Raw genomic sequence first — 11,403 nt, 5'->3', positions numbered from 1 at the left:
AGGGATAGCACTACCTTCGGCATCTGTGCAGTACCTGTGGGAGCGGCGTTAGCCGCGAAGAGACCAGCACAAGCGCTGCATCAGCCAGAGGTCTTGCGCCGAGGTTGCCTCGGCTTGCTGGCAACTGTTTTGCCTTCGGTGGCTTTGCCTTTCCCGCTAGTGCGCCGCTTCTTCTTCCACGGCGCCGCTTTGCCCACCGCAGGCCCGGTAATGGTCATGCGCATCCCACGGCAACGCTCGACCAGCTTGCCCATCCACGCCGACTGCCGTGCGACGAACTCTTCCAGGCTCATCTCGCCGCTTTGCACCATGTCCAGCGCCTGTTCCCAGATGGCCGTGGTGCCAGGGTCGGCGATGGCGCGGGGCACGGCGTCGATCAGGCTGAACGCGGCCGGGGTGGCGGCCAGGGCCTTGCCATTCTTCACCAGATAACCCCGGTCGAGCAGGCCCTGGATGATGCTGGCGCGGGTGGCTTCGGTGCCGATGCCGGTGGTTTCCTTGAGCTTCTGTTTCAGCCTTGGGTCGTCCACCAGCTTCGCGACGTTCTTCATCGCCTTGATCAGGTCACCTTCGGTGAAGGGCTTGGGTGGCTGGGTCCACAGGTCCTTGAGCTGCAAGCCGTGCACCTTGCAGTCCTGCCCTTCCCGCAAGACCGGCAACACCTGGGCTGGCTGGGCCTCGCGGCCTTTGGCCGGGGTCAGGGCCTCGGGCAGGGCGCGGCGCCAGCCGGGCTCAACGATTTGCTTGCCGACGGCGCGCAGGGCATGGCCGGCGCAGTCGAAATCGGCCTGGGTGCGGTCGTATTCATGATTGGGCAGGAACTGCGCCAGGTAGCGGGCACGGATCAGGGTATAGACCGCCTTGTGCTTGGCCGGCAGGCGTGCCGGGTCGCTGGCGGCTGCGGTGGGGATGATGCCGTGGTGAGCGCTGACCTTGGCGTCGTTCCAGGCGCGTGAGCGGCGCTGCGGCTCGAGGTACGCTTGCAGTGGCGCCAGGCTGGCGTCGGCCCGCTGCAACGCGGCGAGGATGGCTGGGGCCTCGCCGTGCTGGCTCACGGGCAGGTAGCCACAGTCGCTGCGTGGGTAGGTAATCAGCTTGTGGGTTTCGTACAGCGCCTGGGCGATATCGAGGGTTTCCTGCGCACCGAGGCCGAACTTTTTCGAGCACAGCTCCTGCAAGGTGCCGAGGTCGAAGGGCAGGGGTGCGGCCTCGCGCACGCGCTCGGTGGCGACCTTGACTACCCGCGCGGTGCCGGCACTGTTCATGTCGGCAGCGGCCTGCTGCGCCAGCGCCTGATTGAGGCAACGGCCTTGGTCGTCGCAGGCGTCGTCTGGTGCGCGCCATTGGGCGTTGAAAGCCTGGCCGGCGCTTTCCAGCTGGACATCGATGGCCCAGAACGGCACGGGCACGAAGTCGGCGATGCTGCGGTCGCGGTCTACCACCAGGCGCAGGGTCGGGGTTTGCACCCGCCCCACCGGCAGCACGCCCTGGTAACCGGACTGGCGGCCGAGCAGGGTGAACAGCCGGCTCATGTTCATGCCAATCAGCCAGTCGGCGCGGGACCGGCCCAGGGCCGAGTGGTAGAGGTTGAAGGTTTCCTGGCCGGGCAGCAGGCGCGCCAGGGCCTTGCGGATCGAGGCGTCGTCCAGGGCCGACAGCCACAGGCGCTGGATCGGGCCACGGTAGCGGCAGTGTTCGACCAGCTCGCGGGCGATCATCTCGCCTTCGCGGTCGGCGTCGGTGGCGATCACCAGCTCGCGGGCCTCGCCGAGCAGGCGCTTGACGACCTTGAACTGGCTGGCGGTCTTGGGCTTGACCAGCATCTTCCACTTTTCCGGGATGATCGGCAGATCGGCGAGGTTCCAGCGTTTGTAGCGGTCGTCGTAGCTGTCGGGCGGGGCGGTTTCCAGCAGGTGGCCAATGCACCAGGTCACGCACACGTCGGTGCCCTGCCAGCAGCCGTCGGCCTTGCGGTTGGCACCAAGCACCTTGGCAATGTCTTTGGCCTGGGAGGGTTTTTCGCAGAGAAACAGGCGCATGGCCGGGAACGCTTCATCGGGGAATGATGGGCACTAGGATGCGCAAGCGGGGGCGCAGAGGCAAGTTTTATCTGGATGGATGTACAGCTTTTTGTCAGGTGATGTGTTATTGCCTGTGCCAGCCTCTTCGCGGGCTTGTCCGCGAAGAGGTCAGTGCAGGTTATGGATCAGGCGCGCGAGTCGCGCACCATGTCCACATGCGGGATGCCGGCTTCGAGGAATTCCTCGCTGACCACGCGAAAGCCCAGGCGCTCGTAGAACGGCGTGGCATGCACCTGTGCACTGAGCATTTGCTGCTTCAGGTCACGGTCCTGCGCTTCTACGATCACTGCATTCATCAGCGCATCGCCGACTTTCAGGCCGCGCCAGTCCTTGAGCACCGATACCCGGCCAATGGTGCCGTCAGGCAGCAAGCGCGCAGTGCCGATCGGGTAGTCGCCCTCCAGCGCCAGGAAGTGCGCAGCGCTCGGATCGTCCGAATCCCATTCCAGTTCCGGTGGTACATGCTGCTCGGCAATGAACACGGCTTCGCGGATACGGCGGATATCAGCGTTGTCCTTGTGCCAGTCGGCAAGGCGCACACGAATTTTATTCATTGGCGAATCCCAGGCTTCCTTGTTTGATCAGCTGCTGTACCAGCATAAGGCCATCTTCGTCCTGCAACCACTGCTCAAGGTTGTCGATGTGTAACGCGTCGGCCGAGCACACCAGCTTCAGCAGTTCGCGCAGCTTGGCGGGCAGCGGGCAGCTGCGGCCGCTGGCGAACAGCATGAGGTCGTCGCCGAGCTCGGACCAGGCCATGCGGGCACTTGGGTTGCGGATCAGGATGGCGCCGTCTTCCAGGGCTTCGATCAGCTCGTCCTCGTCCATTTCTTCACCGACTACCTGCTCGGGGTAGCGCGGCTCGGTCATGAACTGGCCGAACCAGGTCAGCAGCAGGTCCTTGTCGTTGGTGTGCTTGTCGATCAGCGCCTTGAGGCGGTCGAGGGCATCGTGCTGGATCTGGTGTGGGTCGCTGGCAGGTTGCGCGTCGGCGTCGCTGTAGCGTTCTTCTTCCGGCAGGAACTGGCCGAGGAAGTCGGTGAAGTGGGTCAGCACTTCGGAGGCGCTTGGCGCGCGGAAGCCGACCGAGTAGGTCAGGCAGTTGTCCACGGCCACGCCGTAGTGGGCCAGGCGCGGTGGCAGGTAGAGCATGTCGCCCGGCTCCAGGGTCCATTCGCCGCTCTGTTCGAATTCGGCGAGGATGCGCAGGTCGGCGTGCTCCAGCAGCGGGCTGTCGCTGTTGCACATCTGGCCGACCTTCCAGTTACGCTCGCCGTGGCCTTGCAGCAGGAACACGTCGTAGTTGTCAAAGTGCGGGCCGACGCTGCCACCTGGGGTGGCAAAGCTGATCATCACGTCATCGATACGCCAGCTTGGCAGGAAGCGGAAGTGCTCCAGCAGCTCGGCGACTTCCGGGACGAACTGGTCGACGGCCTGCACCAGCAGGGTCCAGTCCTTCTCCGGCAGCTCGGCGAAGGTCTCTTCGGTGAACGGGCCGCGGCGCAGTTCCCACGGGTGGGCGCCGTGTTCGAGGACGATGCGCGACTCGACTTCTTCTTCCAGGGCCAGGCCGGCCAGTTCGTCGGGGTCGATCGGGCTTTCGAAGTCCGGAAAGGCCTGGCGCACCAGCAGTGGCTTCTTCTGCCAGTAGTCGCGCATGAATTCGCGGGCCGAGATGCCGCCGAGCAGCTGCAGTGGAGTATCAGGATTCATGTTCAACCTATTGAAAAAACGTAATTTTCGTACGGGAATAAAAACGCCCGGCTAGGCCGGGCGTTGTACGCGACGGTCAGCTTAGATGCGTTTGGCCTGCGCTGCCGCGTTACCGATGTAGGTAGCGGGGGTCAGCAGCTTCAGTTCGGCCTTGGCGTCTGCAGGCATGTCGAGGCCGTCGATGAAGGTCAGCAGCGCGTCTGGCGTGATGCCCTTGCCACGGGTCAGCTCCTTGAGCTTCTCGTAGGGGTTCTCGATGTTGAAGCGACGCATCACGGTCTGGATCGGCTCGGCGAGGACTTCCCAGCAGGCGTCCAGGTCGGCGGCGATGCGGGCCTGGTTGACTTCCAGCTTGCCGATGCCCTTCAGGCTGGCTTCATAGGCGATGACGCTGTGGGCAAAGCCCACGCCCAGGTTGCGCAGCACGGTGGAGTCGGTCAGGTCACGCTGCCAGCGCGAGATCGGCAGCTTGCTGGCCAGGTGCTGGAACAGCGCGTTGGCAATGCCCAGGTTGCCTTCGGAGTTCTCGAAGTCGATCGGGTTGACCTTGTGCGGCATGGTCGACGAGCCGATTTCGCCGGCCACGGTCTTCTGCTTGAAGTAGCCCAGCGAGATGTAGCCCCAGACATCGCGGTCGAAGTCGATGAGGATGGTGTTGAAGCGGGCGATCGCATCGAACAGCTCGGCGATGTAGTCGTGCGGCTCGATCTGGGTGGTGTACGGGTTGAACTGCAGGCCCAGCTCGTCTTCGATGAAGGCGCGGGCGTTCTCTTCCCAGTCGACCTGCGAGTAGGCCGACAGGTGGGCGTTGTAGTTGCCCACGGCGCCGTTGATCTTGCCCAGCAGCGGTACGGCGGCAACCTGGGCGATTTGGCGCTCCAGGCGGTACACGACGTTGGCCAGTTCTTTACCCAGGGTGGTCGGCGAAGCCGGCTGGCCGTGGGTGCGCGACAGCATCGGTACATCGGCGTGGGCGTGGGCCAGGGCGCGGATGGCGTCGGCGATCTGGCGCATCAGCGGCAGCAGCACGTCGTCACGGCCAGCGCGCAGCATCAGCGCGTGGGACAGGTTGTTGATGTCCTCGCTGGTGCAGGCGAAGTGGATGAACTCGCTGACCTTGGCCAGCTCAGGCAGCGTGGCGGCCTGCTCCTTGAGGAGGTATTCGATCGCCTTGACGTCGTGGTTGGTGGTGCGCTCGATTTCCTTGACGCGTTCGGCGTGCTCAAGCTTGAAATCGGTGGCCAGGCTGTCCAGCAGGGCGTTGGCTTCGGCGGAGAACGCCGGCACTTCGCCAATCTGCGGGTGGGCGGCCAGGCGCTGCAGCCAGCGCACTTCGACCAGGGCGCGGAAACGGATCAGGCCGAATTCGCTGAAAATGGGGCGCAAGGCCTGGGTTTTGCCGGCGTAACGGCCGTCTACAGGGGAAACCGCAGTGAGCGAAGAAAGCTGCATGGGGTGTTCTCGGACAGTCAGGCTTTTGGAGGGCGCATATCATACATGATTTTTGCCTGTAGGAGCGGCCTTGCGTCGCGAAAGGGCCGCGCAGCGGCCCCGGCAATCTATGCCATGGCGGCCATTGCGGGACTCTGTGGGAGCGGGCGCGCCCACGAACACCGGCGTAGCCGGTGCCATCCACCGAGTCGCCTGCTTCGCGGGCATGCCCGCTCCCACAAAGGTGCCGCTCAGCCCATCAGTTGGGGCTGCGCATCATGTCGTACAGTTCGTTGAGCAGCTTGCGACGGCTGAATACCAGCTGCCAGCGGTGCCCGCCCAGCTGGCGCCACAGGCGTGCGGCGCGGATGCCAGCAAGCAGCAGTGCGCGGATCTTCGAGGCGTTGCTGGCCTGCTGCAGGAAGCGCATGTCGCCATGCACCTGAATACGCTGGCGCAAGGTGCTCAGGGTGTCCTGGTACAAGGCGCCGCTGGAAGCGATGACGTTTTCGTGAACCAGGCCGAAATGGTCGGCCTGGGACTGAATTTGCGGCAGGCGGTTGCCGATGGTATCGAGCAGGTCGCCGCGCTTGTTCAGCTGGCGCTCAAGGCCGAGCATCGACAGAGCGTAACGCAGTGGCTCGCGCTGCAGGCTGCTGGGGTCGCGCTCGAGGGCGCCGACCAGGGCGCGGTAGCCATCACGCAGGTTGAGGTCGTCGCCGCCGAACACCTCCAGGGTGTCCTTGGGGTCGCGCACCAGCAGGCTGCCGAGCATGCAGCCGATGTTGGCTTCGCTGGCCTGGCCGGTACGGGCGATGCGGTCGACCAGCACGGCGGCCTGGAACACGCCGCCCAGGGCAATCAGCTGCTCCTGCAGGTTGCTCATGCGCGCGGGCTCCACGGCTCGGCCGTTTCGATCACACCGCCACCCAGGCATACCTCGCCGTCATAGAACACCACCGACTGGCCCGGGGTCACGGCGCGCTGCGGCTCGTCGAACACGGCGCGGTAGCCGGTTTCGGTCAGCTCCAGGGTGCACTGCTGATCGCTCTGGCGGTAGCGCACCTTGGCTGTCAGCTGGCGTGGGCTGCTCAGGTCGATCGGGTTGACCCAGAAAATTTCCGAGGCGAGCAGGGCGCGGGAGAACAGCCACGGGTGTTCGTTGCCTTGGCCGACCACCAGCACGTTGCGGGTCAGGTCCTTGTGCAGTACGTACCACGGCTCGTCACCGGCGTCCTTCAGGCCGCCTATTCCTAAGCCCTGGCGCTGGCCGATGGTGTGGTACATCAGGCCGTGGTGGCGGCCGATCACTTCGCCGTCAGTGGTCTCGATGTTCCCTGGCTGGGCCGGCAGGTACTGCTTGAGGAAGTCGCTGAAGCGGCGCTCGCCGATGAAGCAGATGCCGGTGGAGTCCTTCTTCTTGGCGGTGGCCAGGCCGTGCTTTTCGGCGATGGCGCGCACCTCGGGCTTTTCCAGTTCACCGACCGGGAACAGTGTGCGGGCAATCTCTTTGCCGCCGACGGCGTGCAGGAAGTAGCTCTGGTCCTTGTTCGGGTCCAGGCCCTTGAGCAGCTCGGTGAGCGCGCCAGTGTCGCGGCGGCGCACATAGTGGCCGGTGGCGATCAGGTCGGCACCCAGCGACAGGGCGTAGTCGAGGAACGCCTTGAACTTGATTTCGCGGTTGCAGAGGATGTCCGGGTTGGGCGTGCGGCCGGCCTTGTATTCCTCGAGGAAGTGCTCGAACACGTTGTCCCAGTATTCGGCGGCGAAGTTGGCGGTGTGCAGCTTGATGCCGATGCGGTCGCACACGGCCTGGGCGTCGGCCAGGTCTTCACGGGCGGTACAGTATTCGGTGCCGTCGTCTTCTTCCCAGTTCTTCATGAACAGCCCTTCCACCTGGTAGCCCTGTTCCATGAGCAGAAGGGCGGAGACGGAAGAGTCCACGCCGCCGGACATGCCGACGATGACGCGGGTCTTGGCGGGGTCTTTGAGTGCTGGGCTGGTCATGTTTACCGGTGTGTATCAAGGGGGAAAAACGCCGATTCTATCAAAACCGGCGCGGCGCGTCAGTCGCGTAGCAATTGGAGGCTGTGCAACGGGCCTTTCAGGTAGTCGTCGAGGCAGCGCGGCACCAGCTCGCTGCGCCAGCGGGTGGGGTCGGCCAGCAGTTCGTCGCGGGTCAGCCACACGGCGCGGACGATGTCACTGTCCAGGGCCAGGTCGTCGTGGTGGCGCACGGGGCGGGCGGCGAAGCAGATGCGCTGGTAGGTCACGCTGTTGCTTGGGGCGGTGTAGAGGTAGATGCCAACCAGGCCAGTAAGCTCGACTTCCCAGGCGGTTTCTTCGAGGGTTTCGCGCAGGGCGGCCTGGGGTAGGGTTTCGTTCGGTTCGAGGTGGCCGGCAGGTTGGTTGAAAACGTGCTGGCCGGCCTTGAATTCTTCGACGAAGAGGAACTTGCCTTCGTGTTCGACGATGGTGGCGACGGTGATGTGGGGTTGCCAGGTCATGATTGAGGCCTTTCGATTGCTGGGGCCGCTGCGCGGCCCATCGCGGGGCAAGCCCGCTCCTATAGGAAACTGGGATCGCTGTAGGAGCGGGCTTGCCCCGCGATGGGCTGCGCAGCAGCCCCAATCCCAGAAAGCACAAACCCCGGTGCGTGGCCGGGGTTTGTGCTGTTACTTCAAGCGAACCTTACAGGGCGGCAATGGCGCTGTTCAGGGTCTGGCTTGGGCGCATCACCTTGGCGGTCAGCGCGGCATCCGGAGCGTAGTAGCCACCGATGTCGGCTGGCTTGCCCTGAACCGCGTTGAGCTCGGCGACGATGGTCTCCTCGTTCTCGGCCAGGGTTTTCGCCAGCGGTGCGAAGCGTGCTTGCAGCGCAGCGTCGTCAGCCTGGGCTGCCAGGGCTTCAGCCCAGTACAGGGTCAGGTAGAAGTGGCTGCCGCGGTTGTCGATGCCACCGACTTTGCGCGAAGGCGACTTGTTGGTGTCGAGGAACTTGCCGGTAGCCTGGTCCAGGGTGTTGGCCAGGACCTTGGCGCGCGGGTTGTCGTAGGTGTTACCCAGGTGCTCGAGGGAAGCGGCCAGGGCCAGGAATTCACCCAGCGAGTCCCAACGCAGGAAGTTCTCTTCCACCAGCTGCTGCACGTGCTTCGGAGCCGAACCGCCGGCGCCGGTTTCGAACAGGCCACCGCCGTTCATCAGCGGCACGATCGACAGCATCTTGGCGCTGGTGCCCAGTTCCATGATCGGGAACAGGTCGGTCAGGTAGTCGCGCAGCACGTTGCCGGTCACCGAGATGGTGTCCTTGCCTTCGCGGATGCGGGCCAGGGAGAACTTGATCGCGTCGACCGGTGCCAGGACACGGATGTCCAGGCCAGCGGTGTCGTGATCCTTCAGGTACTTCTGTACCTTCTCGATCATCACGCCGTCGTGGGCGCGAGCCGGGTCCAGCCAGAACACCGCCGGGGTGTTGCTCAGGCGGGCACGGTTGACGGCCAGCTTGACCCAGTCCTGGATCGGCGCGTCTTTGGTCTGACACATGCGGAAGATGTCACCGGCTTCGACATTCTGTTCCAGAACGACCTTGCCCTTGCCATCGACCACGCGCACTACGCCGTCGGCCTGGATCTGGAAAGTCTTGTCGTGAGAGCCGTACTCTTCGGCCTTCTGCGCCATCAGGCCAACGTTCGGCACGCTGCCCATGGTGGTCGGGTCGAAGGCGCCGTTGGCCTTGCAGTCTTCGATGGTCGCCTGGTAGATGCCGGCGTAGCAGCGGTCCGGGATGATCGCCTTGGCATCTTGCAGTTCACCGGCGGTGTTCCACATCTTGCCCGAATCACGGATCATCGCCGGCATCGAGGCGTCGACGATGACGTCGCTCGGCACGTGCAGGTTGGTGATGCCCTTGTCGGAGTTGACCATGGCCAGGGCTGGACGCTCAGCGTACAGGGCCTGGATGTCGGCTTCGATCTCGGCCTGCTTGTCGGCTGGCAGGTCCTTGATGCGGGCGTACAGGTCGCCGATGCCGTTGTTGGCGTTGAAGCCCACTTCAGCCAGGGCTGCAGCGTGCTTGGCCAGCACGTCGTTGTAGAACTCTTCGACGATGACGCCGAACATGATCGGGTCGGAGACCTTCATCATGGTGGCTTTCAGGTGCACCGACAGCAGCACGCCGGAGGCCTTGGCATCTGCGATCTGTTCGGCGATGAAGGCTTTCAGGGCCTTGCGGCTCATGGTGGCGCAGTCGACGATCTCGGCGGCTTTGACGGCGGTCTTGGCCTTGAGCACGGTGGTGCTGCCATCTTTGCCGACCAGCTCGATACGCAGGCTGTCGTCAGCCTCGATCAGTGCGGCTTTTTCGCTGCCGTAGAAGTCGCCGTTGTTCATGTGGGCAACGTGCGACTGCGAGTCGGCGGCCCAGGCGCCCATTTTGTGCGGGTGCTTGCGGGCGTAGTTCTTGACCGACAGCGGTGCGCGGCGGTCGGAGTTGCCTTCGCGCAGCACCGGGTTCACGGCGGAGCCTTTGATGCGGTCGTAGCGGGCGCGGGATTCTTTCTCGGCCTCGGTGGACGGCTCGTCGGCGTAGTCAGGGATGTTGAAGCCCTTGACTTGCAGCTCCTTGATCGCGGCCTTGAGCTGCGGTACCGAGGCGCTGATGTTCGGCAGCTTGATGATGTTGGCTTCAGGGGTGGTAGCCAGCTGGCCCAGTTCCGCCAGGTGATCGCCTACTTGCTTCTCTGCGCCCAGTTGCTCCGGGAAGGCGGCAAGGATACGGCCAGCCAGGGAGATGTCGCGAGTTTCGACGGCGATGTCAGCGCAAGCGGTGAACGCTTCGACGATCGGCAGCAGCGAGTAGGTGGCGAGGGCGGGGGCTTCGTCGGTGAAGGTATAGATGATCTTGGAACGGGTGGGCATGCGGGTTAACTCTCTGTGTGCTGAGCGTGCTCGAGTCTCGTGTTGCGCAGGGTAGGCGCATCGCCCTGGCAACGCCATGAGCGGAAAGTCGAGAGGCTGCGAGCTGTGATGGTGGATGCATCAGTCGAGCGTCAATGCTGAGCTGCGGTAACAACCCAGACTTAGCGGCCATTCATGGCCAAGGGCGGTCCGCATTTTCCTGGGATTCGCCCCGATGACCCTTCGGTCGCGGCGCAGTATACCAAACCATTTAGGCTAATCAGCAAGGCCAAGTGACATCGGTGCCATTTATAAGACCAAAGACGTAGGGGCAATGTGGCGCGATGTCGCATGCCTTGCAGGTCCACAGATGTGGTTTAGGCTCATTGCATCGCATGATGTCCAATCACACCCGACAGCGGAGTAGTGCAAGCATGGGATACCAGAAAATCAAGGTTCCGACCGACGGCACCAAGATCACCGTCAATGCAGACCATTCGCTCAACGTGCCTGACAACCCGATCATTCCTTATATCGAAGGCGACGGGATTGGCGTCGATGTCTCGCCGGTCATGATCAAGGTAGTCGATGCCGCCGTGCAAAAGGCCTACGGCGGCAAGCGCAAGATCGCCTGGATGGAGGTGTATGCCGGTGAGAAGGCCACCCAGGTCTATGACCAGGACACCTGGCTGCCCCAGGAGACGCTGGATGCGGTGAAGGACTACGTGGTGTCGATCAAGGGGCCGCTGACCACCCCGGTCGGCGGCGGCATCCGTTCGCTCAACGTGGCCCTGCGTCAGCAGCTCGACCTCTATGTGTGCCTGCGCCCGGTGCTGTGGTTCCAGGGTGTACCGAGCCCGGTGAAAAAACCCGGCGACGTCGATATGGTGATCTTCCGCGAGAATTCCGAAGACATCTATGCCGGTATCGAGTGGAAGGCCGGTTCACCAGAGGCGAACAAGGTGATCAAGTTCCTCAAGGAGGAAATGGGCGTCACCAAGATCCGCTTCGACCAGGACTGCGGCATCGGCGTCAAGCCGGTTTCCCGCGAGGGCACCAAGCGCCTGGTGCGCAAGGCGCTGCAGTACGTGGTGGACAACGACCGCGAGTCGCTGACCTTGGTGCACAAGGGCAACATCATGAAGTTCACCGAGGGTGCCTTCAAGGATTGGGGTTACGAAGTGGCGCGCGACGAGTTCGGCGCCGAACTGCTCGACGGCGGCCCATGGATGAAGTTCAAGAACCCCAAGACCGGCCGTGAAGTGATCGTCAAGGACGCCAT

The 11,403-nt window shown here is 63.7% G+C and carries 9 protein-coding genes; 1 reads left to right on the top strand and 8 read right to left on the bottom strand.

What is annotated here, in order from left to right; all coding sequences use genetic code 11:
* Positions 1-80: 80 nt before the first annotated feature.
* From APH28_RS16635 to APH28_RS16600, 8 genes are all read right to left on the bottom strand, one after another.
* Positions 81-2,039 (bottom strand): DNA topoisomerase III, encoded by a 1,959-nt coding sequence (locus APH28_RS16635; protein ID WP_060511173.1) that lies wholly within the window; start codon positions 2,037-2,039, stop codon positions 81-83.
* A 167-nt stretch (positions 2,040-2,206) separates the two neighbouring features.
* Entirely contained in the window at positions 2,207-2,635 is a 429-nt protein-coding gene (locus APH28_RS16630) for a GNAT family N-acetyltransferase (protein WP_060511170.1), read from the bottom strand.
* Positions 2,628-3,794, bottom strand: coding sequence for a cupin domain-containing protein (locus tag APH28_RS16625; protein ID WP_060511168.1), 1,167 nt, complete (start codon positions 3,792-3,794; stop codon positions 2,628-2,630). The genes APH28_RS16630 and APH28_RS16625 overlap by 8 nt, the downstream gene beginning before the upstream one ends.
* Before the next feature lie 81 nt (positions 3,795-3,875).
* Positions 3,876-5,246: an adenylosuccinate lyase gene (gene purB / locus APH28_RS16620; protein WP_060511166.1), complete on the bottom strand. Its 1,371-nt coding sequence runs from the start codon at positions 5,244-5,246 to the stop codon at positions 3,876-3,878.
* Positions 5,247-5,484: 238 nt separating this feature from the next.
* Complete coding sequence (gene hflD, locus APH28_RS16615; protein WP_060511164.1) at positions 5,485-6,111, bottom strand: high frequency lysogenization protein HflD; 627 nt, start codon at positions 6,109-6,111, stop codon at positions 5,485-5,487.
* A complete protein-coding gene (mnmA, locus tag APH28_RS16610; RefSeq protein ID WP_060511161.1) occupies positions 6,108-7,232 on the bottom strand; it encodes a tRNA 2-thiouridine(34) synthase MnmA in 1,125 nt (374 codons plus the stop codon). The genes hflD and mnmA overlap by 4 nt, the downstream gene beginning before the upstream one ends.
* Before the next feature lie 59 nt (positions 7,233-7,291).
* On the bottom strand, positions 7,292-7,732 hold the full coding sequence (locus APH28_RS16605; protein ID WP_060511159.1) for an NUDIX hydrolase: 441 nt from the start codon (positions 7,730-7,732) through the stop codon (positions 7,292-7,294).
* A 184-nt stretch (positions 7,733-7,916) separates the two neighbouring features.
* Positions 7,917-10,142, bottom strand: coding sequence for an NADP-dependent isocitrate dehydrogenase (locus APH28_RS16600; RefSeq protein ID WP_060511157.1), 2,226 nt, complete (start codon positions 10,140-10,142; stop codon positions 7,917-7,919).
* Between the two features lie 413 nt (positions 10,143-10,555).
* Between APH28_RS16600 and icd the strand changes: the two genes are divergently transcribed.
* Positions 10,556-11,403 (top strand): NADP-dependent isocitrate dehydrogenase (gene icd, locus APH28_RS16595; RefSeq protein WP_060511156.1); only part of this gene is annotated, 848 nt, incomplete at its 3' end.

The organism is Pseudomonas sp. NBRC 111124, from assembly GCF_001320245.1.
Taxonomy (GTDB): Bacteria; Pseudomonadota; Gammaproteobacteria; order Pseudomonadales; family Pseudomonadaceae; genus Aquipseudomonas.
Note: the sequence above shows the minus strand (reverse complement) of the source record. Positions and strands in the feature narration are given on the sequence as shown.